General features: G+C 72.5%; 25 protein-coding genes. 13 read left to right on the top strand and 12 right to left on the bottom strand.

The features are described 5' to 3' along the window. Window positions 1-5 precede the first annotated feature (5 nt). Together IE294_RS33600 and IE294_RS33595 are read left to right on the top strand one after the other, a co-directional pair. The gene (locus IE294_RS33600) at window positions 6-989 is read left to right on the top strand and encodes a helix-turn-helix transcriptional regulator (protein WP_189892418.1); all 984 of its coding nucleotides are present in this window, start codon (window positions 6-8) and stop codon (window positions 987-989) included. Between the two features lie 69 nt (window positions 990-1,058). Continuing rightward, on the top strand, window positions 1,059-1,577 hold the full coding sequence (locus IE294_RS33595) for a DUF4240 domain-containing protein (protein WP_189892463.1): 519 nt from the start codon (window positions 1,059-1,061) through the stop codon (window positions 1,575-1,577). A 21-nt stretch (window positions 1,578-1,598) separates the two neighbouring features. On the opposite strand, the gene IE294_RS48035 is transcribed toward IE294_RS33595, so the two are convergent. After that, on the bottom strand, window positions 1,599-1,856 hold the full coding sequence (locus tag IE294_RS48035) for a hypothetical protein (protein ID WP_229917550.1): 258 nt from the start codon (window positions 1,854-1,856) through the stop codon (window positions 1,599-1,601). Between the two features lie 304 nt (window positions 1,857-2,160). Between IE294_RS48035 and IE294_RS33585 the strand changes: the two genes are divergently transcribed. Further along, window positions 2,161-3,345: a MarP family serine protease gene (locus IE294_RS33585; RefSeq protein WP_189892415.1), complete on the top strand. Its 1,185-nt coding sequence runs from the start codon at window positions 2,161-2,163 to the stop codon at window positions 3,343-3,345. A 12-nt stretch (window positions 3,346-3,357) separates the two neighbouring features. On the opposite strand, the gene IE294_RS33580 is transcribed toward IE294_RS33585, so the two are convergent. Then, window positions 3,358-3,846, bottom strand: a complete 489-nt coding sequence (locus IE294_RS33580; protein WP_189892413.1) for a GNAT family N-acetyltransferase — start codon at window positions 3,844-3,846, stop codon at window positions 3,358-3,360. A 73-nt stretch (window positions 3,847-3,919) separates the two neighbouring features. Between IE294_RS33580 and IE294_RS33575 the strand changes: the two genes are divergently transcribed. Further along, window positions 3,920-4,816, top strand: a complete 897-nt coding sequence (locus tag IE294_RS33575) for a TIGR01777 family oxidoreductase (RefSeq protein ID WP_189892411.1) — start codon at window positions 3,920-3,922, stop codon at window positions 4,814-4,816. Between the two features lie 220 nt (window positions 4,817-5,036). After that, entirely contained in the window at window positions 5,037-6,401 is a 1,365-nt protein-coding gene (locus IE294_RS33570) for an NAD(P)/FAD-dependent oxidoreductase (RefSeq protein WP_189892409.1), read from the top strand. Window positions 6,402-6,471: 70 nt separating this feature from the next. Here IE294_RS33570 and IE294_RS33565 read toward each other — a convergent pair whose 3' ends face one another. After that, a complete protein-coding gene (locus IE294_RS33565) occupies window positions 6,472-7,938 on the bottom strand; it encodes an NsdA family TPR-like regulatory protein (protein ID WP_189892407.1) in 1,467 nt (488 codons plus the stop codon). 240 nt (window positions 7,939-8,178) lie between these two features. Between IE294_RS33565 and lipB the strand changes: the two genes are divergently transcribed. The 6 genes from lipB to IE294_RS33535 all read left to right on the top strand — a co-directional run bounded on the left by lipB (window position 8,179) and on the right by IE294_RS33535 (window position 13,538). Further along, window positions 8,179-8,976 carry a lipoyl(octanoyl) transferase LipB gene (gene lipB, locus IE294_RS33560; RefSeq protein WP_189892405.1) on the top strand — a complete coding sequence of 266 codons (798 nt, stop codon included), beginning with the start codon at window positions 8,179-8,181 and terminating at the stop codon, window positions 8,974-8,976. A gap of 115 nt (window positions 8,977-9,091) precedes the next feature. Beyond that, the gene (lipA, locus tag IE294_RS33555) at window positions 9,092-10,057 is read left to right on the top strand and encodes a lipoyl synthase (protein WP_030656676.1); all 966 of its coding nucleotides are present in this window, start codon (window positions 9,092-9,094) and stop codon (window positions 10,055-10,057) included. Window positions 10,058-10,286: 229 nt separating this feature from the next. Beyond that, window positions 10,287-10,484 carry an SCO2195 family GlnR-regulated protein gene (locus IE294_RS33550; protein WP_014672278.1) on the top strand — a complete coding sequence of 66 codons (198 nt, stop codon included), beginning with the start codon at window positions 10,287-10,289 and terminating at the stop codon, window positions 10,482-10,484. Window positions 10,485-10,561: 77 nt separating this feature from the next. Further along, window positions 10,562-11,263, top strand: a complete 702-nt coding sequence (locus IE294_RS33545) for a DUF4191 domain-containing protein (protein ID WP_103817970.1) — start codon at window positions 10,562-10,564, stop codon at window positions 11,261-11,263. 78 nt (window positions 11,264-11,341) lie between these two features. After that, entirely contained in the window at window positions 11,342-12,430 is a 1,089-nt protein-coding gene (locus tag IE294_RS33540) for a right-handed parallel beta-helix repeat-containing protein (RefSeq protein WP_189892403.1), read from the top strand. Between the two features lie 43 nt (window positions 12,431-12,473). Then, window positions 12,474-13,538, top strand: coding sequence for a methyltransferase (locus IE294_RS33535; protein WP_229917547.1), 1,065 nt, complete (start codon window positions 12,474-12,476; stop codon window positions 13,536-13,538). A gap of 62 nt (window positions 13,539-13,600) precedes the next feature. Here the strand turns inward: IE294_RS33535 and IE294_RS33530 are convergent, their stop codons facing one another. The 7 genes from IE294_RS33530 to IE294_RS33500 are packed head-to-tail and all read right to left on the bottom strand — an operon-like array spanning window position 13,601 to window position 18,763. Beyond that, window positions 13,601-13,930 carry a TcmI family type II polyketide cyclase gene (locus IE294_RS33530; protein WP_189819364.1) on the bottom strand — a complete coding sequence of 110 codons (330 nt, stop codon included), beginning with the start codon at window positions 13,928-13,930 and terminating at the stop codon, window positions 13,601-13,603. An 18-nt stretch (window positions 13,931-13,948) separates the two neighbouring features. After that, window positions 13,949-14,428, bottom strand: a complete 480-nt coding sequence (locus tag IE294_RS33525) for an SRPBCC family protein (RefSeq protein WP_189892401.1) — start codon at window positions 14,426-14,428, stop codon at window positions 13,949-13,951. A 1-nt stretch (window position 14,429) separates the two neighbouring features. After that, the gene (locus tag IE294_RS33520; RefSeq protein ID WP_014672284.1) at window positions 14,430-14,684 is read right to left on the bottom strand and encodes an acyl carrier protein; all 255 of its coding nucleotides are present in this window, start codon (window positions 14,682-14,684) and stop codon (window positions 14,430-14,432) included. Between the two features lie 22 nt (window positions 14,685-14,706). Next, window positions 14,707-15,951 (bottom strand): beta-ketoacyl synthase N-terminal-like domain-containing protein, encoded by a 1,245-nt coding sequence (locus IE294_RS33515; RefSeq protein WP_189892399.1) that lies wholly within the window; start codon window positions 15,949-15,951, stop codon window positions 14,707-14,709. Between the two features lie 7 nt (window positions 15,952-15,958). After that, complete coding sequence (locus IE294_RS33510) at window positions 15,959-17,218, bottom strand: beta-ketoacyl-[acyl-carrier-protein] synthase family protein (RefSeq protein WP_189892396.1); 1,260 nt, start codon at window positions 17,216-17,218, stop codon at window positions 15,959-15,961. Continuing rightward, entirely contained in the window at window positions 17,215-17,652 is a 438-nt protein-coding gene (locus IE294_RS33505) for a cupin domain-containing protein (protein WP_229917544.1), read from the bottom strand. Before IE294_RS33505 ends, IE294_RS33510 begins: the two co-directional genes overlap by 4 nt. A gap of 34 nt (window positions 17,653-17,686) precedes the next feature. Then, window positions 17,687-18,763 carry a SchA/CurD-like domain-containing protein gene (locus IE294_RS33500; protein ID WP_189892395.1) on the bottom strand — a complete coding sequence of 359 codons (1,077 nt, stop codon included), beginning with the start codon at window positions 18,761-18,763 and terminating at the stop codon, window positions 17,687-17,689. A 199-nt stretch (window positions 18,764-18,962) separates the two neighbouring features. On the opposite strand from IE294_RS33500, the gene IE294_RS33495 reads away from it, so the two are divergent. After that, window positions 18,963-20,621, top strand: a complete 1,659-nt coding sequence (locus IE294_RS33495; RefSeq protein WP_189892393.1) for an FAD-dependent oxidoreductase — start codon at window positions 18,963-18,965, stop codon at window positions 20,619-20,621. 117 nt (window positions 20,622-20,738) lie between these two features. Here the strand turns inward: IE294_RS33495 and IE294_RS33490 are convergent, their stop codons facing one another. Then, a complete protein-coding gene (locus IE294_RS33490) occupies window positions 20,739-21,209 on the bottom strand; it encodes an RDD family protein (RefSeq protein WP_189892392.1) in 471 nt (156 codons plus the stop codon). Between the two features lie 210 nt (window positions 21,210-21,419). Here IE294_RS33490 and glnA point away from each other — a divergent pair, with 210 nt between their 5' ends. After that, window positions 21,420-22,829 carry a type I glutamate--ammonia ligase gene (gene glnA, locus IE294_RS33485; protein ID WP_189892390.1) on the top strand — a complete coding sequence of 470 codons (1,410 nt, stop codon included), beginning with the start codon at window positions 21,420-21,422 and terminating at the stop codon, window positions 22,827-22,829. Between the two features lie 70 nt (window positions 22,830-22,899). Here glnA and IE294_RS33480 read toward each other — a convergent pair whose 3' ends face one another. Beyond that, complete coding sequence (locus IE294_RS33480; RefSeq protein ID WP_189892388.1) at window positions 22,900-23,490, bottom strand: isochorismatase family protein; 591 nt, start codon at window positions 23,488-23,490, stop codon at window positions 22,900-22,902. Between the last annotated feature and the right edge of the window lie 107 nt (window positions 23,491-23,597).

Raw genomic sequence — 23,597 nt, 5'->3', positions numbered from 1 at the left:
TGGGCATGCGCGCCGCACGTCTGATCAAGATGGTCCTCCTCCTCCAGTCCCGGCCCGCCATGACCGCCGCTGAGCTCGCGCGCGAGCTGGAGGTGTCGGAGCGGACCGTGACGCGGGACGCGCAGGCGCTGTCGGAGGCGGGGGTGCCGGTGTACGCCGACCGGGGCCGGGCCGGCGGGTACCGGCTGGTCGGCGGGTACCGGACGCGGCTGACCGGGCTGGCCCGCAGCGAGGCGGAGGCGCTGTTCCTGAGCGGGGTGCCGGGGGCGCTGCGCGAGATGGGGCTCCAGGACGCGGCCTCGGCGGCCCGGCTGAAGGTGTCGGCGGCGCTGCTCCCCTCGCTGCGGGACGCGCCGGACACCGCCGCGCAGCGGTTCCACCTGGACGCCCCGGCCTGGTTCCGCGAGCCCGAGGCACCCGCGTGGCTGCCGCTGATCGCCGAGGCGGTGTGGGAGGACCGGCGGATCGACGCCGGCTACCGGCGCGGGGACGGGACCGTCGAGCGGCGGCTGGAGCCGTACGGGCTCGTGCTCAAGGCGGGCGTCTGGTACCTGTGCGCGCGGGTGGCCGGGGCCGGTGCCTTCCGGACGTACCGGATCGACCGGTTCGCCGCGGTGGCCGCGCTCGACGAGCGGTTCGACCGCGACCCCGGGTTCGACCTGCCCGGCTTCTGGGCGGAGCAGGCCGAGCGGTTCGCCCGGTCGATCCTGCGCGCGGAGGTGGTCGTGCGGCTGTCCCCGGAGGGCGTGCGCCGGCTGCCGCACGCGGTCGATCCGCTGGGCGCGCGGGAGGCGCTGGCGGACGCGGGCGCCCCGGACGCCGAGGGCTGGGTGACGGTGACGCTGCCGGTGGAGTCGGAGGAGGTCGCGCACGGCCAGCTGACCGCGCTGGGGCCGGAGGCGGAGGTGCTGGCGCCGGCGAGCCTGCGGGAGCAATGCGCGGCGGACGCGGCCCGGCTCGCCGCGCTGTACCGCCATGACGACGACTGACGACGGCTGACGACGACCCGCCGTGCTCCGCGTGCGCCCCACCGGTCGAGGCCCGATGCTGGTGGCGTGATGGACGAGACGGAGTTCTGGGAGCTGATCGACGCCACCCGCGAGGCCGCCGGGGGCGATCCCGAGGAGCAGGCCGACGCGCTCGTGGAACGGCTGCTCCGGCTGGAGCCCGATCTCGTCCTGGACTTCGCCCGTCACTTCGAGGCCCGGTACAACCGCGCCTACCGCTGGGACCTGTGGGGCGCCGCCTGGCTGCTGCTGGACGGGTGCAGCGACGACGCGTTCGACTTCTTCCGGTGCTGGCTGATCGGCCAGGGCCGGAAGGTCTTCGAGGGCGCCGTGCACGAGCCGGACGCGCTGGCCGAGCTGCTGGGCGACTTCGACGAGGAGATCGACGGCGACGGCGAGGAGCTGGGGTACGCGGCGGACGAGGCGTACGAGCAGCTGACCGGCACCGTCGCGCCGGACCTGGGCATCGCCCCGGCGCCGGCCGAGCCGGAGGGCACGCCCCTGGACCTGGAGGACGACCGGGTGCTCGCGCAGCGGTTTCCCCGCCTGTGGCAGCGGTTCAGGGGGTGAGGGCGGTGCCGGGGTCCGTCGTCACCCTCCCGTCCGTCCCGCGGACCCGAGGGCCCGTGGCCGGCCGGCCTCGGCCGCGTGGTGCGGCGGGGCCGCGCCCGCCTGGTCGAGGGCGGACGCGGTGACGGCGGCCGGGCCGAGGACGACGGTCACGACCGCGCAGACCACCGCACAGGGCCCGCGGCCGGTCCGGGCCCGTCCGGCCCGTCCGGCCCGTCCGGCCCGTCCGGCCCGTTCCCGCGCGCACTCGCCACGGCCGTCGGTACGGACACTGCTCATGGACCTCACCTGTTCCCGCCTGCGATCGGATTGCGTCGTGCACGACCGCAGGGCGGGCGGCTCGGTGCGGGCTGCGTGCCGCCTGTGGCCTCCCTGCGCCCCGGGGAGGCGGCGCTCCCGGACCGCTGGGCGTGCCCGCGATGTGCCCTGTGCCACCTGGTGGAACCATCGTCCGGGTCCGGGGCGTTTCCGGTGGTACAGGCGTACGTGGCCGGTTCCGCCGCCCGGTGGCGGCCTCGCGTGCGCGGGGCCGATGGGCGGACCGGTCCCGTCCGTGGTGAGAGGTTGAGGGAGAGGCGGCTCGGTGGACCTGCTCGACCTGGTGCTCGTATTGGTGATCGTCGTCTACGCGGTGTCCGGATATCGCCGCGGACTGGTGGCCGGATGTGTCTCGCTGGCCGGGTTCGTGGGCGGCGCGGCCGTCGGTGTGTGGGTGCTGCCGTGGGTGACGGGCCAGGTGGAGCGGGGCACGGCGACGGCGACGGTGCTCGCGGTGCTGACGGTGCTGGTGCCGGCGGTGGTGGGGCACGAGCTGGCGGGCCGGCTGGCGCTGCGGCTGCGCGGGGAGCTGGACCGGGGGCCGCTGCGGGTGGCGGACGGCATAGGGGGCGCGGCGGCGAACTCGGTCGCGGTGCTGATCGTGGCCTGGGTGGCGGCGAGCGTGCTGAGCGCGGCCCCGTCGCAGACCCTGACGACGGCGATACGGAACTCGACGGTGCTGGGCGCGGTGCAGGAGGCGATGCCGCAGACCACACCCGCCTGGTTCTCGCGGGCCACGTCCGCGCTGACCGAGGCGGGCTTCCCGCAGGTGTTCAACCCGTTCGAGAACGAGTCGACGGCCCGGGTGGCCCGGCCGACCGGTGACAGCGTCACGCCTGCCGCGACGAGCGCCGCCCGGCTGAGCACGGTGAAGATCGAGGGCGCCGTGGGCACCGAGGGCCGCGAGGGCAGCGGGTTCGTGTACGCGCCCCGGCGTGTGATGACCAACGCGCACGTGGTGGCCGGCATCGGCCGGCCGAGCGTGCGGGTCGGCGGGGTCGGGCCGTCGTACGCGGCCCGGGTGGTGCTGTTCGACCCGGACCGGGACGTGGCGGTGCTGTACGTGCCGGATCTGCGCGCCCCGGTGCTGCCGTTCGACGGGGGTGCCGTGCGCGGGGACTCGGCGGTGGTGGCGGGCTATCCGCAGGACGGGAGCCTGAACCTCCAGGCGGCGACGGTCGGGAACCGGGTGCGGGCGACCGGCCGGAACATCTACAACGACCGCACGGTCACCCGGGAGATCTACGCGATCCGCTCCACGGTCCGGCCGGGCAACTCCGGCGGCCCGCTGCTGACCACGGACGGCCGGGTGTTCGGGGTGGTCTTCGCCCGCTCCACCTCGGACGCCGAGACGGGGTACGTGCTGACGGCGGCCGAGGTGGCGGGCGACGCCCGGCGCGCGGCCACGGCGACGGCGCCGGTGGACACGGGCGAGCTGGTCAGTTCGTAGGCACCGCGGGGCTCACAGGGCCAGGCCCATGCAGACGTCGTCGACGTACGCGCCGTCGATGAGGAACTCCCCGGGCAGCACGCCCTCGACGGCGAAGCCCTCGGACTCGTACAGCCTCCGGGCCGGGGTGTTGTGCCCGAGCACGCGCAGGGTGAGGCGCCGTGCGCCGCGCCGCCGCGCCTCCTCGACGGCGGCCCGGACCAGCGCGCGTCCGACGCCCCGCCCGCGCGCCTCGTCGGCGACGGCGAAGCCCTGGATGGCCAGGACGTGCGCGTTGGAGGCGAGCGGGGTCGGGTGGGTGAGCCGGATGTAGCCCAGGACGCGCCCGTCGGCCTCGGCGACGAGGTACTGCTGCGGCGGGTGCCGCTCGTCGAAGAACGGCGGGTACGGCGGCTGCGGCGGGGGCATCACCGCGTGCAGCGGGGACCAGGTGGCCCGGTCGAGGGCGGCCAGCGGCTCCTCGTCGGCGGCGCGGGCGCTGCGTATGTACGGCTCGGGCATGGTGATCACCCTAAGGCGGGCGTCCGGGCGGTCCCAACGGGTTTCCTGTCGGCGGTGCGGTCATGCTGGGGCCATGGAACGTTCACGTATCGCGGTGGCCGGCGCGTCCGGTCTCATCGGCAGCGCTCTGGTGCGGTCCCTGGCCGCGGACGGGCACGAGGTGGTCCGGCTGGTGCGCCGGGAGCCCCGGGGCGCGGACGAGGTCCGCTGGGACCCCGGGCGGAGTCACGTCGACGCGGCCGGGCTGACCGGGTGTGACGTGGTGGTCAACCTGGCGGGGGCCGGGGTGGGCGAGCGGCGCTGGACGCCGGAGTACAAGCGGCTGCTGCGGGACAGCAGGGTGCTGGGCACGGCCGCGCTGGCGGAGGCGGCGGCCTCCCTGCCGCGACCGCCGCGGGTGTTCGTGAACGGCAGCGCGATCGGCTTCTACGGCGACACCGGCGACCGGGTGGTGGACGAGGACGCGCCGCCGGGCGACGGTTTCCTGTCCGCGCTGTGCGTGGAGTGGGAGGAGGCGGCGGCGCCCGTGACGGAGGCGGGGGTGCGGACGGTGTTCCTGCGCACGGGTCTCGTGGTGGCCCGGGGCGGCGGGGCCTGGGGGCGGCTGTTCCCGCTGTTCCGCGCGGGGCTCGGGGGGCGGCTGGGAGACGGGCGGCAGTACTGGTCGTACATCGCGCTGCACGACGAGGTCGCCGCGATCCGGCATCTCATCGACGGCGACGGCCTGTCCGGGCCGTTCAACCTGACGGCGCCCCAGCCGCTGACGAACGGTGAGATCACGGAGGCGATGGCGCGGGTGCTGCACCGCCCGGCGGTGTTCGCGGTGCCCGCCCCCGTGCTGCGGGCGGCGCTCGGGGAGATGGCCGGGGATGTGCTGGGCAGTCAGCGGGTGGTGCCGAGGCGGTTGCTGGAGTCGGGGTTCCGGTTCGCGTTCCCGGGCATCGACGAGGCGATCCGCGCGGCGGGGTGAGCGGAGGGCGTGAGCGGGTGGGACGGTCGCGGCGGGATGAGCCGGCTGGCAACACCGGCGAACGAAAGTGACCATATGCGACCTCTATGCGACCGTGCCCTGTTGATGCGCGACTGTCTCTGACCGATCACGCCCCTACCCTCGACCCGAACTCGGGTATCCCTTGCGCCTGTTGGGGGCATGACGTCTCCACCGGTCGCGCAACCACAGGAGGGGCCTCGTGCTTGAGCCCGCGTACCAGGTGGACGTCGTCATCGTGGGAGCCGGAATCGCCGGTCTCTCGGCGGCTCATCGGCTGACCAGCGCAGGAATCACGACCGCGGTCCTGGAGGCCGCCCCGTACGTCGGCGGTCGCATGTCGACCGAGAAGGTCGACGGCTTCCGGCTCGACCGCATCGGACAGCTGCTGTCCACGTCCTACCCCGAACTCCGCCTGAGTCCGGGCCTGGACGCCCTGACCGTGCGCTGTTTCGCACCGGGCGTACTGCTGCACCGGGACGGCCGCACCCATCGCGCGGGCGCGCCGGCGGGCGGTGGGAGCGCGCGGGGCGCACGGGGCGCACTCCATGTGGTGCGCGCCCTCGCCAACGCCCCCCGGGGTACGGCGGCCACGCCCGGCGCGCCGGTGGGCGGCGCGGTGGACCAGGCCCGGCTGGGCGCGGCGCTCGGCCGGATCGCCACGGCCCCCGTCGACCGCGTCCTGGCCCGCCCCGAGATGCCGGCCGCCCTCGCCCTGGCCCAGCGCGGGGTCCCGGCGCGCACCATCGACGGCTTCCTGCGCCCGCTGCTCGCCACGCTGCTGTGCGACCCGGAGCTGACCACCTCCAGCCGGTGCGCCGACCTGGCGCTGCGCGCCTTCGCGAGCGGACGGCTGTGCGTGCCGGAGGGCGGCGCCGAGGTGCTGCCGGAGCTGCTGGCCGGGGGGCTCCCGCCGGGCACCGTGCACACCGGGGTGCGGGTCACCTCGGTGTCCACCACCTCGGTGGCGACCGCCGAGCACGGGGAGATCCGCTGCCGGGCGGTGCTGCTGGCGACGGACGCGCGCGCCGCGGCCGGACTGCTGCCGGGGCTCAGGGTGCCGGACTTCCACCCGGTGACGGTCGTCCACCACACCACGGACGAGCCGGCGGCGGCGTTCGCGACGGGCACCTCGCTGCTGCTGGACGCCGACCGGGGCGGGCCGGTGGCGCACACGGCGGTCCTCAGCAACGTGGACCCTAGCCGGGCACCGGCCGGCCGCGTCCTGATCTCCTCGACGGTGCTGGGCACGCCACCGGAAGGGGTGGACACCGCCGTCCGCATCCACCTCTCCCGCCTCTACGGCACCTCCACGCGCCGCTGGGAGACGCTGGCCGTGCACCACACCCCGGAGGCGGTCCCCGCGATGCGCCCGCCCCACGACCTGCGCCGCCCGGTACGCCTCCTGGCGGGTCTCTACGTCTGCGGCGACCACCGGGACACCAGCACGGTCCAGGGCGCCCTGCACTCGGCCCACCGCGCCGCGGCAGCCATCCTGGCGGACCTGGGCGCGAGGGGCTCGATGCACAGCGCGGACCCGGTCCCGACGATGCCGAGGGCGGCGTAACCGCCCGAAGGGGCGCGGGACCGTATCGATGTGCGGCTCCGCCGCGCGGGCGCGCTCCACGACACCGGAACTACCCCAGCGCCGCCACCTTCTCCCGGTACACCCGCACCGGCGCCGCGTCCCGGTAGGGCTCCAGCCGCCGCTCGAACTCCTTCACGTACTCCACGGCGCGAGCCGACCGCATCTCCGCGGCCTGTCCCGCCGCCTCCGCGGCGATCGCGCACGCCTGGTCCAGTTCGCCGAGGCCGAGACGGGCGGTGGCGAGGACGATCCGGCAGAACAGGCGGCTGCGGGCATAGGCGGGCGCCCGGAGCTGGAGGGACCGCTCGGCGTGCTGCGCGGCGGCCCGGAACTGCTGGAGATCCCGGTGGCAGTGGCCGAACTCGTCGGCGAGCTGCGCCTCGTCGAAGAACGCGGCCCAGTACGGCACCTCGTCCCCGGGCCGGGCCGCCTCCAGGGCGCGTTCGGCCCGCACGAGCGCGGCGGTGCACGCCCGCACCTCCCCCAGTACGCCGTGCGCCCGCGCCTCGGAGGCGTGCAGCAGCGCCTGGACGACCGGCGGGGCGCCCGTGCCGACCCCCTGCTGGGCGACCCGTGCCAGCTGCACGGCCTCCCTGCCGTGGCCGAGGTAGACGGCCTGGCGGCTCATGGTGACCAGGACGTAGGAGCCGTAGGCCCGGTCGCCGGCCGCCTGGGCGAGCCGCAGGGCCTGCACGAAGTACCGCTGGGCGAGCCCGTGCGCGGCGATGTCGTACGACGTCCAGCCCGCGAGCCGGGTCAGGTCGGCGGCGGCGGCGAACAGGCGGCGGCCGGTCTGCTCGTCGTAACTGCCGCGCAGCATCGGCTCGCACTCGTGCTCCAGGTAGCGCACCAGCGCCTGCCGGGCGTGGCCGCCGCCGAACCGGTCGTCGAGGGTGCGGAACAGCTCGCCCACCGAGTGCAGCGCGGCGATGTCACCGCCGGTGACCCTGTGGCCGGGGGCGCGCTCGGCGTGCGTCCGCAGCCGCGGCGGGACCAGCGGCCCCGGCTGCGGCGCCCTGGCCGCGCCGGGCCGGCCCTGCGGCGGCACCCGGGGTACCGGCTCGCGGGCCACCCGGTCGTCGGCCTTGCCGATCAGCCAGTCCCGGCTGGGCACCACGAGCCCCGCCGGGGTGAAGGCGATCTTGCGCAGTTCGGCGTGGCTGCCGGAGTCCTTGCGCCACAGCCCGCTGACGATGTCGACGGCCTCCTCGGGGGTGGCCGCGAACTCCAGCCCGGCGTACACCGGCGCACACGCGTCCAGGCCGAGATCCTGGGCGGTGAGCCGGCGCCCGAGCCGGCGTGTGAAGACCTCGGCGATCAGGGCGGGGGTCGTACCGCGTGGCTGTTGGCCGCGCAGCCAGCGGGTGACCGAGGTCTTGTCGTATCTGAGGTCCAGCCCGTGTTCCAGGCCGAGCTGGTCGACGCGACGGGCCAGACCCGCGTTGGAGAACCCCGCTTCTGCGATGAGCGCGGCGAGCTGGCGGTTGGGGGTGCGCTGCGCGGGTCGGTCCGTCATCTGCGGTGCGGTCTCCTGCCTTCCGGGCCGGTCGATGTGCCCGGATTGCCTTTGAGCAGCCCTTATGGCCTCACGAACGGCGCGAATGTAGCGGAGAGTGAGCAGACGGTCGCATACTTCGCCGTGCATTCATCCGATCGTGTGAGGAACGCCCTCAGGGCTGACGTACTCCGGTCGGACGTACAGTGGCGAGGGCGCGTTACGCGCCTGACACACCGGTCGCTGAGGGAGGCGCTTGCCGTGAGTGAGTTGCGGTTCGTCCGCATGGGGTTCGGTGCGGATGCCGTCGATTACCAGGAGGCCTGGGACGAGCAGCGCCGGGTGCACGCGGCCCGGTTCGCCGACGAGGTCCCGGACACCGTGCTCCTCCTGGAACACCCCCCGGTGTACACGGCCGGCCGGCGCACCGAGGACAGCGAGCGCCCGCTGGACGGCACCCCGGTCATCGACGTGGACCGCGGCGGCAAGATCACCTGGCACGGTCCGGGCCAGCTGGTGGGCTACCCGATCCAGAAGCTGCCCCGCCCGGTGGACGTGGTCGCGCACGTGCGGCGGCTGGAGGAGGCGATCATCCGCGCCTGCGCCGAATTCGGCCTGGAGACCACCCGGGTGGAGGGCCGTAGCGGCGTCTGGGTGCTCGGCGACCCGGTCGAGCAGCGGCCGGCGCTCGGAGGACTGTCCCTGGACTTCGACCCGCGGCTCACCGACGAGGAGTTCGACCCGCGGCTCAACGGCCCCGAGTACGCCCCGTCCAACGCGGGCCAGCGGCGCGAGGACCGCAAGATCGCGCAGATCGGCATCCGGGTGGCCAAGGGCGTCACCATGCACGGCTTCTCGTTCAACGTGAACCCGGACATGAAGGCGTTCGACCGGATCATCCCGTGCGGGATCCGGGACGCGGGGGTGGCCTCCCTCGCGGCCGAGCTGGGCCGGGACATCACCATCGACGAGGTCCTGCCGGTGGTCGAGAAGCACCTGCGGGACGTCCTGGAGAACGCGGAACTGAAGCCGCGGGTGATCGAGAAGGCGTCCGCCTGACCGTCCGCCGGGGGAATGCGCCCTGCGACAGCGGGGTTGGCCCGAGCGGCAGGGCGCACACAGTATCGGCGTACCCTGGGGTACGCCGAAGAATCGAAGTCACAGGGAGCCGGTCGTGTCCGCAGTCGCACCCGACGGACGCAAAATGCTGCGCCTTGAGGTCCGCAACAGCCAGACCCCCATCGAGCGCAAGCCCGAGTGGATCAAGACCCGGGCGAAAATGGGCCCCGAATACACGAAGATGCAGAACCTCGTGAAGAGCGAGGGGCTGCACACGGTGTGCCAGGAAGCCGGCTGTCCGAACATCTACGAGTGCTGGGAGGACCGCGAGGCCACCTTCCTCATCGGCGGCGACCAGTGCACCCGGCGCTGTGACTTCTGCCAGATCGACACCGGCAAGCCCGAGGCACTGGACCGGGACGAGCCGCGCCGCGTGGGCGAGTCCGTGGTCACCATGGACCTGAACTACGCCACCATCACCGGCGTCGCCCGCGACGACCTGGAGGACGGCGGCGCCTGGCTGTACGCGGAGACCGTGCGCCAGATCCACCAGCAGACGGCGGACCGCGAGGGCGGCCGGACGAAGGTGGAGCTGCTGGCCCCGGACTTCAACGCGGTCCCCGAGCAGCTCGCCGAGGTGTTCGCCTCCCGCCCCGAGGTCTTCGCGCACAACGTCGAGACGGTCCCGAGGATCTTCAAGCGGATCCGCCCCGGCTTCCGCTACGAGCGTTCCCTGAAGGTCATCACCGAGGCCCGCGACTACGGCCTGGTGACCAAGTCGAACCTGATCCTCGGCATGGGCGAGACCCGCGAGGAGGTCAGCGAGGCGCTGAAGCAGCTGCACGACGCGGGCTGCGAGCTGGTCACCATCACCCAGTACCTGCGCCCGTCGGTGCGCCACCACCCGGTGGAGCGCTGGGTGAAGCCGCAGGAGTTCGTGGAGCTGAAGGAGGAGGCCGAGCAGATCGGCTTCTCCGGTGTGATGTCCGGCCCGCTGGTGCGCTCCTCCTACCGCGCCGGGCGGCTGTACCAGATGGCCGTGGAGAAGCGTGGCACGTACGTCGCCGCCCAGGCGGTGTGAGCCGCGCGTGTGAATTCGCGCACAAGTTCCTACCGGTCAGTAATGGCCGAGACGACGCGGTCTCGACCGTCCTCGCTGATGAGGGCGCCGTCGGGGCCGCGTCGGCGTTCCAGCCCCTCGCACCAAGGCTTCATGCGTGTTTGACCGGTCGGTCACGCCCTGGTAACACCAATCAGTGACTCTCTTATCACGCCCCGTATCTCCATCGCTCAGAGGGGGGACCTCGATCATGCAGGCCGCACCCGTACGCGCCACCGCCATCCCGTCCTTCACCGGCGCCCTGCGCGCCGTGGAGTCGCTGCTCCTGAGCGGCGGTCAGCGCACCGCCCGCCGTAACGCCTGGACCTCCGTCCTGGAGGACCGCCGCCGCGCCAAGGACCGGGTCGAGGCCCAGCGGTTCCTGGACCAGGCCGCCGGCCAGTCCTGACGCCGCCCCGGCGGGCCCGTGCCGCCCGCCGGGCACTGCCGTCGTCCGCGCTCCCGGGGGCACGTAGACTTCGTGGCATGGCGAGGAAGGAAACCGCGGCGGACGCCGCGAACGCAGGGCGACTGAAGCAGATCGCCCTCACGTACAAGATGACCCGCAAGGCCGACAAGAAGATCGGTCTTGTACTCGCGGCCGTCGGCATCGGCACCCTCGGTGTCTTCCTCGCGATCGGCTTCCTGATCGGGCACCCGGTCTACCTGGGCATCTTCGGCCTGCTGATCGCCCTGCTGGCGACCGCGATCGTGTTCGGCCGCCGCGCCGAGCGGGCCGCGTTCGGTCAGATGGAGGGCCAGCCGGGCGCCGCCGCGGCCGTGCTGGACAACATCGGCCGGGGCTGGACGACGACGCCGGCGGTGGCGATGAACCGCAGCCAGGACGTGGTGCACCGGGCCGTCGGCAAGGCCGGCATCGTGCTGGTCGCCGAGGGCAACCCGAACCGGGTGAAGAGCCTGCTGGCCGCCGAGAAGAAGAAGATGAACCGCATCGTCGCCGACGTGCCGGTGCACGACCTGATCGTCGGCAACGGCGAGGGCCAGGTCGAGCTGAAGAAGCTCCGCACGACGATGCTGAAGCTCCCGCGCGTGCTGACCGGTCCCCAGGTGACGGCCACCAACGACCGGCTGCGGGCGCTGGGCGACCTGATGAGCAACATGCCGCTGCCGAAGGGGCCCATGCCGAAGGGCATGAAGCTGCCCAAGGGCGGGCCCCGGGGGCGCTGACCCGGCCCCTGGCGTGGACACGCCGCCGAACGGAGTATCCGGCCGGTAATCGGCTCATACGCTCCTAGCCTTCGGAATGTGACAAAACGACACATTGCGTACCTGGCATGCGCCACGACCCTCGTCGGCACGGTCATCGGCGCCGCTCCGGCGTCCGCTGCCCACAAGACCCTCGTGGTGCATCCGGGTCAGTCGATCCAGAAGGCGGTCAACTCCGCCAAGGCCGGCGACACCGTGTTCGTGCTCGCCGGCACCTACCGTGAGAGCGTCACGGTGAAGACGGCGGGCCTCACCCTGCGAGGCGCGGGCCCCGGCACCGTGATCCAGCCCCCCAAGAAGAAGACCAAGCCCGCGCCGCACGGCAAGAAGGCCGCCGTCACCTGCCTCTCGGACGGCAACGGCATCTGTGTGGTCGGGGGCAAGAACAAGCCCGTCAAGGACGTCACCGTCTCCGACCTCAAGGTGACCGGCTTCGCCAAGTCCGGCGTGTTCACCATGGGCACCGACCACCTGACCGTGAAGCGTGTGATCGCCGAGCACAACGGCCAGTGGGGCATCGCCCAGGAGCACTCCACCCGCGGCGTGTTCCGCAACAACACCGCCCGGAGCAACGGGGACGCGGGGATCTTCCTCGCCAACAACGTCAAGGCCGAGCAGGGGGCCACGGACAGCAAGGGCGCGGTGATCGACCACAACCGGCTGGAGGCCAACCGGATCGGCATCACCGTCCGCCGGCTGCGCAACCTCGCCGTCACCCGCAACTACGTCCTCGGCAACTGCGCGGGCGTGTTCGTCGTCGGCGACGAGAACAAGCCTCGGGCCGGCGCCCTCACCGTCAGCGACAACCTGGTCGACCGGAACAACAAGTTCTGCCCGAAGACCGCCCGGCTGCCCTATCTGAAGGGCTCGGGCATCGTGCTGACCGGCACCGAGAAGGCCCTGGTGACGCGGAACAGGGTCACCGGGCACACGGGCAAGTCCCCGCTGTCGGGCGGCATCGTCCTGTTCAAGAGCTTCGTGGGCGCCACGAGCGAGCAGAACCGGATCACCGCCAACCATCTGGCGAACAACTCCCCGGCGGACCTCGTCAACCAGGAAGCCGCCAAGACCCGCAACGCCTTCACCGGCAACTCCTGCCGGGTCTCCAAGCCCGCGGGCCTGTGCTGACCGGACGGCCGTAACCGATCCACGCAAGGAAGGAAGGCGGCACATGACCGCACCATCCCGCGCGCCCTCTGCTCCCCCCGAGCCGGGGGCACCTCCCTCCCCTCCCCCGCCGATGCGGCTGCGCGAGCTCGTGTTCGGGGCGGCCTGCGCCGCCGCGGTCCGCGCCGCCGCCCGGCTGGGCGTCGCCGACGCGCTCGGGGACGCCCCCATGACCGTGGAGACCCTGGCGGCCGAGGTGCGCGCCGAGCCGAAGCCGCTGCGCCGGCTGCTGCGCGCCCTGTCCTGCTACGGCGTCTTCGCCGAGCGGCCGGACGGGACGTTCGCCCACACCGAGATGTCCCGGCTGCTGCGCGAGGACGACCCGAACAGCCTGCGGGCCATCGCCATGTGGTGCACCGAGCCGTGGACCTGGGACGCCTGGCCACTGCTGGACCGGGCCGTGCGCACCGGCCGGAACGTCGTGGAGGACCTCTACGACAAGGAGTTCTTCTGCTACCTCAACGAGGACGCCCCCGAGTCCGCGGACGTCTTCAACCGCGCGATGACCCGCTCCAGCGAGCAGTCGGCGCGTGAGGTGGCGGCCCTGCTGGACCTGTCCGGCAGCAGCTCGGTCGCGGACATCGGCGGCGGCCAGGGGCATGTGGTGGCGTGCCTGCTGGACAAGTACCCGGCGATGCGCGGCAGCCTGCTCGACCTGCCCCGGGTGGTGGAGAACGCCCTGCCGCGGCTGCGCGAGGGCGGCGACCTCGCCGACCGCGCGCGGATCGTGCCCGGCGACGTCCGGGAGGCGGTCCCGGTCGAGGCCGACGTCTACATCATCAAGAACATCCTGGAGTGGGACGACGAGTCCACGGCCCGGCTGCTGGGCAACGTGGTCGCGGCGGGCGGTCCCGGCACCCGGGTGGTGGTGATCGAGAACCTCGTCGACGACACCCCGTCGATGCGGTTCAGCACGGCCATGGACCTGCTGCTGCTCCTGAACGTCGGCGGGGCCAAGCACACCACCGACAGCATGGTCGGACGGCTGGAGGCGGCGGGCCTGGCGGTCCGCGACATCCGGCCGGTCAACCCGTATCTGCACGCGTTCGACTGCATCGTCCCCGCATGACCGGCTCCCCGCGCCCCGAAGGGGCGCGGGGAACTGCCCTCACCGCTGTTCCGGCGGAGTGCTCAGCCGGCGTCGCGCTCCCAGAGGTAGAAGCGCTCTGCCATGGCGTCCTTCGGGGACCGCCAGGTCTGCGGGTCGTACGCGCTGACGTACGCCGACAGCCGCTCGCTGACCTCCTTGAAATCGGGATGGGAGGTGACCTTGGCGATGGCCGGTCCCGGCTCCCGCTCGGACTCGATCAGGTGCATGTACACGTCGCCGAACTGGAAGAGGCTGCGCCGGACGACTCCGACGAGGTGCGGCAGCTCTCCCCGGTCGGACTCCGCGAACACCTTGGCGATGTCGGTGGCGGAGCCCGGGGCCATGCGGGCGACGATCAGGGCCTGGTGCACGGTCGTCTCCTGTCCGGCTCAGTCGGCCAGGGCCGGGGCGGGCCGCTCGCCGGCCGCCGCCTTCTCGATCTTCTGCCGGATCAGCTCCAGCTGGATCTTCGAGTTCTTGTTGATGTTGTCGGTCATCCAGTCGTCGTCGACCGGCGCGTCCGGCTTCATCGCGAAGTCCTGGGTCCAGACCATCCGGGTGCCGGCGGGGACCTCCTCGTACCGCCAGTGGATGTCCATGTGGGCGAAGGGCCCGGTCTCCACCCGGCGGGCCCTGACGGTGCGGGTGGCGCGGTCCGGCTCGCGCTCGGAGACCCAGCTCCAGACGGTGCCGTTCTCGTCCGGGTGCATGGTGAGCCGGAACGTCGTCTTGTCGCCCTCCTTCTTGAGGACCTCCACCGACGCGTACTCGCTGAACAGCTGGGGCCAGCGCTCCAGGTCGTTGGTCATGTCCCAGACCAGGTCCAGCGGGGCGGCGATGGTGATCTCGTTCTGGGTGTGTCCTGCCATGTCAGGCTCCTGCCATCAGGGTGCTGTTGACGAGGTTGAGGAACTGCTGGGGTGTCTTGCAGCGCTCGGCGTCGACCGGCATCGGGGTGCCGTGCGTGTTCTCCAGCTCGCCGACGATGCCGAGCAGGCCGAGCGAGTCGACACCGAGGACGTCGAAGCCGGTGTCCGGCTTCTCCTTCAGCTGCTGCGGGCTGACGGTCACACCGGCGGCCTTCTTCATCAGTGCGGCGAGTTCTTCCACGGTGATCTGGGGCATGTGCTCTCCTCCTTCTCTGTACTCACTGCGCGGTGCCGCGTCGCAGCACCAGCGCCGAGTTCGACCCCATGAGTCCGCGGCTGAGGATCAGTGCCGTCCGCAGTTCGGCGGCGCGGGCGCTGCCGGTCACGAGGTCGAGGTCGTGGCAGACGTCGAAGACGTTCGGCGTCGGCGGGATCAGGCCGTGCTCCATCGCGAGCACGGCCGCCGCGGTGTCCAGGACGGGGGCCGCGCCGTACCCCCGGCCGATCCCGGTCTTGGGTGCGGTGACCGGTACCCGGGTGCCGTGCTCGCCGAGGGCGTCGGCGATCGCCAGCGCCTCGGCCCGGTCGGCCTCCGGTACCCCGAGGGCGTCGGCGAAGACGACGTCGACCTCCTCGGGGGCGCACCGGGCCTCCGCCAGGGCCTGCCGGACGGCCTGGGCGAGCCCCTCCCGGGTCCGGTCCCAGCGGGAGGCGCCGGTGAAGGTGGCCCCGTGGCCGGCCACGACGGCCTTGATGTCGGCGCCGCGGGCCCGGGCGGCTCCGGCCGCCTCGACCACGAGCATCCCGCCGCCCTCGGCGGGCACGAACCCGCAGGCCCCGTCCGTGAACGGGCGGTAGGCCCGGGACGGGTCCGTCTCCCTGCTCAGTTCCTCGTAGCCGAGCTGGCAGACCATCGAGTACGGCGCGAGCGGCGCCTCGGTGGAGCCGGCCACGATCACGTCGGTGCCGCGCCGCACGGCCCGGGCCGCGTGGGCGAGGGCGTCCAGACCGCCGGCCTCGTCGGAGGCGACGACCGAGCAGGGTCCCTTGAAGCCGCGGCGGATGGACACCTGGCCGGTGCTCGCGGCGTAGAACCAGGCGATGGACTGGTACGGCCCGACGAACCGGCTCCCCTTGCCCCACAGTTGCTGGAGTTCGCGCTGGCCGAACTCGCCGCCGCCGGACCCGGCGGCGGTGACCACGCCGATGGAGTACGGCGCGTCGGGGATGTCGGCCAGCGCGAGCCGGGCGTCGTCCAGTGCGAAGTCGGCCGCGGCCATGGCGTAGTGCGTGAACCGGTCGGTCTGGACGAGGAAGCGCTCCTCGATCGTGGCGGCCGGTTCGAAGGCGCGGACCTCACCGGCCACCTTGAGGGGAAGGTGCTCACAGCCCTCGCGGGTGACCCGGTCGAGGACGCTGAGGCCCTCCTGGGTGGCCTTCCAGAAGGTGCCGGTGGTGGTGCCGTTGGGCGCGACCACCCCGATGCCGGTGATGGTCGCGTGCCGGTCCTGCGGTTCGCTCATCGTGTCCTCACTCCCTCGGCCGGGTCAGGATCACCGCGGACTGGAAGCCGCCGAACCCGCTGCCCACGGACAGCACGCTGGTCAGTTTCCGTTCGCGGGCGACGCGCGGGACGTAGTCCAGGTCGCACTCGGGGTCGGGGATCTCGTAGTTCGCGGTCGGCGGGACGACCTGCTTGGCGAGGGCCAGGACGCAGGCGACGAGTTCGATGGCGCCGATCGCCCCGAGGGAGTGCCCCACCATGGATTTGATGGAGCTCATCGGGGTGTCGTAGGCGTGGTGGCCGAGCGCCCGCTTCACGGCCGCCGTCTCGTGGCGGTCGTTCTGCCGGGTGCCGGAACCGTGCGCGTTGACGTAGTCGATCGCCGTGGGGTCGAGACGCGCCTGGTCGAGGGCGTTGTCAATGGCCCGCGCCATCTCCAGGCCCTCCTTGGTCAGGCCGGTCATGTGGTAGGCGTTGCCGAAGGTGGCGTAGCCGCCGAACTCGCAGTACACGTGGGCACCGCGGGCCCGGGCGTGCTCCAGTTCCTCCAGGACCAGCACCGCGCCGCCCTCGCCCATGACGAAGCCGTCACGGTTGTTGTCGAAGGGCCGGGAGGCGTGCGCGGGGTCGTCGTTGTTCGGTGAGGTGGCCTTGATCGCGTCGAAGCAGGCCATGGTGATCGGGGAGATCGGAGAGTCCGAGGCTCCCGCGATGCATATGTCGGCGCGGCCTTCCTGGACGGTGTGGAAGGCGTACCCGACCGCGTCGAGTCCCGAGGTGCAGCCGGTGGACACGGTCTGCACGGGACCCTGGGCGCCGAAACGTTCCGCCACCGCGGAGGCCGCGGTGCTCGGCGAGAACGCCCGGTGCAGCTGCGGCTCCGCCCCGGTGTGGTCGACGTCCCAGCGCTGCCCGCGATGGCTGACCAGGACGTAGTCGTGCTCCAGCCGGGTGGTGCCGCCGACAGCGGTGCCCACGGAGACGCCGACCCGCCAGGGGTTCTCAAGCCCGAGGTCGAGACCGGAGTCCCGGAGCGCCTCCTCGCCGGCGACCAGGGCGAACTGTATGTACCGGTCCGCCCGTTCGACCTGCTCGGCGTCCAGGCCGTACGCGGCGGGGTCGAAGTCGCACTCGGCGGCGATCCGGGACCTGAGCCCGGTCGGGTCGAAGAACGTGATGCCCCGCGTCGCGGTACGGCCGTCGGCGAGCAGATCCCAGAACGCCGGTACGCCGATCCCTCCCGGGGCGACGACGCCTATGCCGGTGACCGCCACGCGCCGGTTCATGAGCGGACCCGTGCCCGGTCGGCCGGATCGGCGGCGACGGCGACGGCCTCCGTCTCCTCGGTGTCGACGTGGCCGAGGGCCGGCCGGGGGGCCAGCGGGCCCAGGTGGAAGACGATCCGCGCCTCCACGTTGCCGACGTTGCGGAAGCGGTGCCGCATGTTGATGGGGATCATCAGCCCCTGCTCGGGCTTCAGCGGGAGCGGCTCACCGTCCAGGTCCACCTCCAGCTGTCCGCACAGGACGTACACGAACTCCTCGGAGTAGGGGTGGTAGTGCTCACCGATGCGGTCGCCGGGCTGCACGATGGCCACGCCCATGAAGCCGCTGGTGGAGCCCACCGTGGCCGGGGTGAGCATGGCGCGCAGATCGCCGCCGCGCCGGGTGTTGGGCTCGATCTCGCTGAGGTCCACGATCTTCGGAAGGGATTTGATCACGACGTTCCTCCGTTGGTGTGCTGGCCTGCCGGGCTCAGGCGTCCGGCGAGCGGCGGTCGGTGACGAGGTCCATGCCGACGGGCTCGCCGTCCAGCAGGGTGCCCAGCGCGGCCTGACGACCGGGCTCCGGCAGCAGAGCGCGGGCGCCGGGACGTACGTCGACCAGCCGGACGACGACGTCGTCGCGCTGGAAGATCGTGCTGCGCAGCACCGGGCTGTCCGGGTCCCCCGCAGCCGCCTCGTCCTGCTGGGCGAGCAGCTCCGCCAGCCGCATCCCGCAGTCCGGCCGGGCCGGGTAGTACAGCGCCTGCCGCTCGCCCTCGGCGAGTTCGTCCGCGGTGACGTGGTGCACGGCCGGCAGCGCCGCCCGGGTGAAGAACACCCGCGCGGACTCCTGGTCGCCCAGGTCCCGCTCCTGCTCCAGGTAGGGGTTGATGGCCTCCTCGACGGCCCGCACCTCGGGCTGCCGGGCGACGTGCCGCAGCGCCGCGAGCAGGTCGCCGCGCACCTCGATGGCCCGCACGACCCGGTTGCCGTGCATGAACAGGGAGGTGCGGCACAGCCGGGTCGTCTCGTCGACGCGCGCCTGGGGCGAGGCGTAGTCCGCGAGGATCCCCGCGACCTTCTCCTCGCTGCCCGGCCTGACCGTGAAGGTCAGCGCGTGCCGGATCACGCCGTCCCCGATCCGCGGGGACGCCTGGAGCCGGCGCCGTGACGCCGCCCCGGCCGGCGCGCCGCCGGTCTCGCGGACGATGTGGAACCGCAGCGACCGGGTGTCCCGGACGCAGTTGTGCAGCGGTTCCACCATCCGCACGTGCTCCTCGCTGTTCACCCAGGTGAGGAACGGCGGGGCACTCTCCCACTCGCTGGTGATGAGCCATTGGGAGGGGTTCTCGATCGACTGGCACAGCTGGTCGCTGACGTGGCCGGGCACCTGCGCCACCTGGTTGCACAGCTGCTCGTATGCCTCCAGGAACTGCTGCTGGGCGCCGTCGTTGACGTCCACGAGCAGGACGACCCGGAGACGGGAGCCGTCGAACACGGACTGGGAGACCCTCTTCGACACCTGGCGCGTCGACTGGTCCGACATCTTTTCCGACAAGGTGGTCATGCTGCGCATCTCCTTCACGGGGGCAGAGGCGAACGCCGGCCGCCGATGACGCGACGTCAGTGCTTCTTGATCCTGTGCCGCTTCCCGCACAACGCGCGACTCGCGTGAACCACGTGGGTGATTGCGCACGCGAAAGCCGTCCCACAGGGCACAGAAACAGCAACGCGCCTCACATCCCGACCCTGCCTCTGGAGCCTTGATGCAGCACAAAGCCGATCACCAGGTGCCCGTCCTCGTCGTGGGCGGTTCGCTGGTGGGCCTGTCCCTCTCCCTGTTCCTGGGCCGTCTCGGCGTACCCCACATGCTCGTCGAGCGGCACTCCGGGACCTCGATCCACCCGCGTGGCCGCGGCAACAACCTGCGGACGATGGAGCTGTACCGGGTGGCCGGCATCGAGCCGGACATCAAGGCGGCGGCCTCGCTGCTCGCGGCCAACCACGGCATCCTCCAGACCCCGACCCTGGTCGGCGACGCCGGCGAATGGCTGTTCAAGCACATCGACCCGGGCGGCGGGCTGGCCAGGTTCAGCCCCACGGCCTGGTGCCTGTGCAGCCAGAACGACCTGGAGCCGGTGCTGCTGAAGGGGGCCCGCGCGCTCGGCGGGGACCTGCGGTACTTCCACGAGCTGGAGGGCTTCGAACAGGACCCCGAAGGAGTGACGGCGTTCGTCCGGGACCGGGACAGCGACGAGCTGTACACGGTCCGCGCGGACTACCTGGTCGCGTGCGACGGCCCGCGCAGCCCCGTCCGGCGCCGGCTCGGCATCGGGCAGAGCGGCCCCGGCGACCTCTTCGCGAACGTGAGCGTCACCTTCCGGTCCAAGCTGCTCGCCGAGACGGTCGGCGACCGGCACTTCATCTGCTGCTACCTCACCAACCCGGAGGCCGACGGCGCCCTGCTGCCGGTCGACAACAAGGAGCACTGGGTCTTCCACGCGCCCTGGCACCCGGAGCAGGGCGAGACGCTGGAGGAGTTCACCGAGGAGCGGCTCCAGCGGCACATCCGGCTGGCCGTCGGCGTCCCCGACCTGGACGTCGAGATCACCGGCAAGGCGTCGTGGCGCGCCGCCGAACGCGTCGCCGAGCGGTACACGGCGGGCCGGGTGCTGCTGGCCGGCGACTCCGCCCACGAGATGTCCCCGACCGGCGCCTTCGGCTCCAACACCGGCATCCAGGACGCCCACAACCTGGCCTGGAAACTGTCCGCCGTCCTCGACGGCTGGGCCGGGCCCGACCTGCTGGAGACGTACGACACCGAGCGCCGGCCCGTCGCGCTGGCGACCAGCGCCCGCGCCTCCGCCCGCTCGGTGGAGCACAGCCACCCGGGCTTCGCGCCCACGCCCGGCGTCGGCGGCGGCCCGCGCAGCGGCATCCTCCCCGTCGTCCTCGCCTACCGCTACCTGGAGGGCGCCCTCATCGGCGCCGACCCCGCCCAGCCGGTCGTACCCGACGAGGTGCGGCTGACCGCGGACCCGGGCAGCCGGGCGCCGCACCTGTGGCTGCGCCGCGCGGGCGACCGGCTCTCCACGATCGACCTCTACGAGCGGTCACTGGTGCTGCTCTGCGACGCCGGGTCGACCGCGGGCGGGGCCTGGCACTCCGCCGCCCGGGGGATCGCCCGCACGGACGGCGTACGCCTGGAGGCGTACCGGATCGGTACGGGCGCGAACGCCGACCTCGCCTACGACGGGAACGGCCCCGGAGCCGGCACCGACTGGGCGGCGCTCCACGGCACGACGGCGGACGGGGCGGTGCTGGTACGGCCGGACGGCTTCGTGGCCTGGCGCGCGACGTCCGCCGCGACCGACCCGGAGGGGGAGCTGCGGGCGGCACTGAGGGTGGTGCTGCGGAAGGGGTGACGGCGGTGCCGCGGAGGGGGTGAGGCGGGTGATCCCGGTGGCGTGGCCGGTGGCCGCCGGGACCACGCGGTCGGACGCGTACCCCGGCCGTCCCCGACGATCACCGAAGTCGCTCGGTCAGATCCGTACCTCGACCGTCTTCGCGAGCCGGTCGTGCAGGCCGCGGCCGTCGCGGTCCCAGACCAGGGCGGGGATCGCGAGGCAGAGCAGGACGCTGCGCAGCAGGGCGCGCCCCGGGTTGACCGTGCCCGTCCGCAGGGCCACGACCCGGATGCCGAAGAGGCGCTTGCCGGGGGTGAAGCCGACCGTGCCGACGGTCAGGACGCTCAGGACGAAGAAGACACCGAGCGCCCAGTTGCTCGTCGCGGGGGCGCGGTAGCCGTCCGTGATCAGGCCGTATGCGATCAGGACGCACAGCGCCCAGTCCACGGCGAGTGCGCCGAGGCGCCGTCCGGGCCGTGCGATCGAGTTCGGCCCGTGCTCCGGGAGACCGAGCTGTTCGCCCCGGTACCCGAAGTCGGCGCCCGCCTCTTCCATGGCCGCGCGCGGTCCGGAGAGCCACGATCCGATTGCCTGCCTGTTGTCCACGCCTCCACGGTACTGTGCCCGGTTTCGGGCACTACGCACAGGGGTGTGTCGGGGCTACGGTGGACATGTGGCCGGTTAACTTCTGCGAAACAAACGGGTCACGCCCGAGAAATCACCCGTCCCTAGGGTCGAGGCCAGCGTGTGCCACCGCACTGGCCGCACGAACGATCTACCACCCCGGCGAGGACGGTCGGGAGTAGGAGGAGCTGGATGTTCCAGAACGCCGACGAGGCCAAGAAGTTCATCGCGGACGAGGACGTCAAGTTCGTCGACGTCCGCTTCTGCGACCTGCCGGGCGTCATGCAGCACTTCACGGTGCCCGTTGAGGCGTTCGACCCGGACGAGGAGCTGGCCTTCGACGGATCCTCGATCCGTGGTTTCCAGGCCATCCACGAGTCCGACATGGCTCTGCGTGCCGACCTGTCCACGGCCCGTGTGGACCCGTTCCGCCGTGACAAGACCCTTAACATCAACTTCTTCATCCACGACCCGATCACGGGCGAGCAGTACTCCCGTGACCCGCGCAACGTGGCCAAGAAGGCGGAGGCGTACCTGGCGTCGACCGGGATCGCGGACACCGCGTACTTCGGTCCCGAGGCCGAGTTCTACGTCTTCGACAGCGTCCGTTTCGCCACCTCCGCGAACGAGTCCTTCTACCACATCGACTCCGAGGCGGGCGCCTGGAACACCGGCGCCCTGGAGAACAACCGCGGGTACAAGGTCCGCTACAAGGGCGGCTACTTCCCGGTGGCCCCGGTCGACCACTTCGCCGACCTGCGCGCCGAGATCTCCCTGGAGCTGGAGCGGTCCGGCCTGAAGGTCGAGCGCCAGCACCACGAGGTGGGCACGGCCGGCCAGGCGGAGATCAACTACAAGTTCAACACCCTGCTCGCCGCCGCCGACGACCTCCAGCTCTTCAAGTACATCGTGAAGAACGTCGCCTGGCGCAACGGCAAGACCGCGACCTTCATGCCGAAGCCGATCTTCGGTGACAACGGCTCGGGCATGCACGTGCACCAGTCGCTGTGGAGCAACGGCGACCCGCTGTTCTACGACGAGGCCGGCTACGCGGGCCTGTCGGACATGGCCCGTTACTACATCGGCGGCATCCTCAGGCACGCCCCGTCGCTGCTGGCCTTCACCAACCCGACGGTGAACTCGTACCACCGTCTGGTGCCGGGCTTCGAGGCGCCGATCAACCTGGTGTACTCGCAGCGCAACCGCTCCGCCGCGATGCGTATCCCGATCACGGGCTCCAACCCGAAGGCCAAGCGCGTCGAGTTCCGCGCGCCCGACTCCTCCGGCAACCCGTACCTGGCCTTCTCGGCCCTGCTCCTCGCGGGCCTGGACGGCATCAAGAACAAGATCGAGCCGGCCGAGCCGATCGACAAGGACCTGTACGAGCTGGCTCCCGAGGAGCACGCGAACGTCGCCCAGGTCCCGACCTCGCTGAACGCCGTCCTCGACGCGCTGGAGGCCGACCACGAGTTCCTCCTCCAGGGCGACGTGTTCACGTCCGACCTGATCGAGACGTGGATCGACTTCAAGCGCACCAACGAGATCGCCCCGCTCCAGCTGCGCCCGCACCCGCACGAGTTCGAGCTGTACTTCGACGTGTGACAGACGCGCCCAGGCGCCGACCGAGGCCCCGCCGCTCCCCCGGGAACGGCGGGGCCTCGGCGTGCCCGGCTCAGGTCAGCGCGGACGCCGACGGTACGACCACGCCGTAGAGGTCGGCGACGGTGGCGAGGGCGCTGTGGTGGAGCTGATCCGCGGTCACCTCGGCGTGCGGGGTGCGCAGGGGGCGGGTCGCGCAGGCGTCGGCCACCACGGTGGGGCGGTTGCCGCGCAGGAACGCGCCCTGGGCGGTGAACAGGACGCACATGTGGGTCATGAAGCCGGCGATCACCACGTCCTGGTGGCCGGCGGCGTCCACGTGCTCGCCCAGGTCGGTGCCGTGGAACGCGTCGGGGGCGCCCTTCACGACGACGGGCTCGCCGTCGGCGGGGGCGACCCGGGGGTGGATCCGACCGATCTCGGCGCGGATGTCGTACGGGGTGCCCGGGCCGCCGTCGTGGACGACGTGGATCACCCGGGCGCCCGCGGCCCGCGCCGTCGCCAGCAGTCCGGCCGCGGCGTCGAGCGCGGCGTCCCAGCCGGCCAGCTCCAGCACGCCCCGCGTGTAGGTGTTCTGGTAGTCGACCAGGATCAGCGTGGAGCCGGCCGGTGTGGCCGGGGTCTGGTCGAGGCCGTTCAGTTCGCGCAGCGTCGTGGTGGGCATGACCGCCCTCTCCTCGGTGGTGTGGTGGGTACGCCGATCACGCTAGGAGCCGCCCCCGCATGGCAGCAATGTCGGGTAACTTGCAGATCCGGACATCCGGAGGGGGA

This window comes from Streptomyces canarius (genome assembly GCF_014650735.1).
GTDB classification, from domain to species: Bacteria; Actinomycetota; Actinomycetes; order Streptomycetales; family Streptomycetaceae; genus Streptomyces; species Streptomyces olivaceoviridis.
The sequence above is the reverse complement of the archived record's forward strand: the minus strand, read 5'-3'. Positions and strand labels throughout refer to the sequence as shown.

Bases quoted from the DNA above. Each gene is read 5' to 3' on its own strand.
- IE294_RS33575 (WP_189892411.1), top strand. From the start codon at position 3,920: ATGGAACGTTCACGTATCGCGGTGGCCGGCGCGTCCGGTCTCATCGGC.
- IE294_RS33565 (WP_189892407.1), bottom strand. From the start codon at position 7,938: ATGACGGACCGACCCGCGCAGCGCACCCCCAACCGCCAGCTCGCCGCG.
- IE294_RS33535 (WP_229917547.1), top strand. From the start codon at position 12,474: ATGACCGCACCATCCCGCGCGCCCTCTGCTCCCCCCGAGCCGGGGGCA.
- IE294_RS33480 (WP_189892388.1), bottom strand. From the start codon at position 23,490: ATGCCCACCACGACGCTGCGCGAACTGAACGGCCTCGACCAGACCCCG.
- IE294_RS33580 (WP_189892413.1), bottom strand. From the start codon at position 3,846: ATGCCCGAGCCGTACATACGCAGCGCCCGCGCCGCCGACGAGGAGCCG.
- glnA (WP_189892390.1), top strand. From the start codon at position 21,420: ATGTTCCAGAACGCCGACGAGGCCAAGAAGTTCATCGCGGACGAGGAC.
- IE294_RS48035 (WP_229917550.1), bottom strand. From the start codon at position 1,856: ATGAGCAGTGTCCGTACCGACGGCCGTGGCGAGTGCGCGCGGGAACGG.
- IE294_RS33520 (WP_014672284.1), bottom strand. From the start codon at position 14,684: ATGCCCCAGATCACCGTGGAAGAACTCGCCGCACTGATGAAGAAGGCC.
- IE294_RS33545 (WP_103817970.1), top strand. From the start codon at position 10,562: ATGGCGAGGAAGGAAACCGCGGCGGACGCCGCGAACGCAGGGCGACTG.
- IE294_RS33500 (WP_189892395.1), bottom strand. From the start codon at position 18,763: ATGACCACCTTGTCGGAAAAGATGTCGGACCAGTCGACGCGCCAGGTG.
- IE294_RS33515 (WP_189892399.1), bottom strand. From the start codon at position 15,951: ATGAGCGAACCGCAGGACCGGCACGCGACCATCACCGGCATCGGGGTG.
- IE294_RS33510 (WP_189892396.1), bottom strand. From the start codon at position 17,218: ATGAACCGGCGCGTGGCGGTCACCGGCATAGGCGTCGTCGCCCCGGGA.
- IE294_RS33525 (WP_189892401.1), bottom strand. From the start codon at position 14,428: ATGGCAGGACACACCCAGAACGAGATCACCATCGCCGCCCCGCTGGAC.
- IE294_RS33595 (WP_189892463.1), top strand. From the start codon at position 1,059: ATGGACGAGACGGAGTTCTGGGAGCTGATCGACGCCACCCGCGAGGCC.
- IE294_RS33600 (WP_189892418.1), top strand. From the start codon at position 6: ATGCGCGCCGCACGTCTGATCAAGATGGTCCTCCTCCTCCAGTCCCGG.
- IE294_RS33550 (WP_014672278.1), top strand. From the start codon at position 10,287: ATGCAGGCCGCACCCGTACGCGCCACCGCCATCCCGTCCTTCACCGGC.
- IE294_RS33495 (WP_189892393.1), top strand. From the start codon at position 18,963: ATGCAGCACAAAGCCGATCACCAGGTGCCCGTCCTCGTCGTGGGCGGT.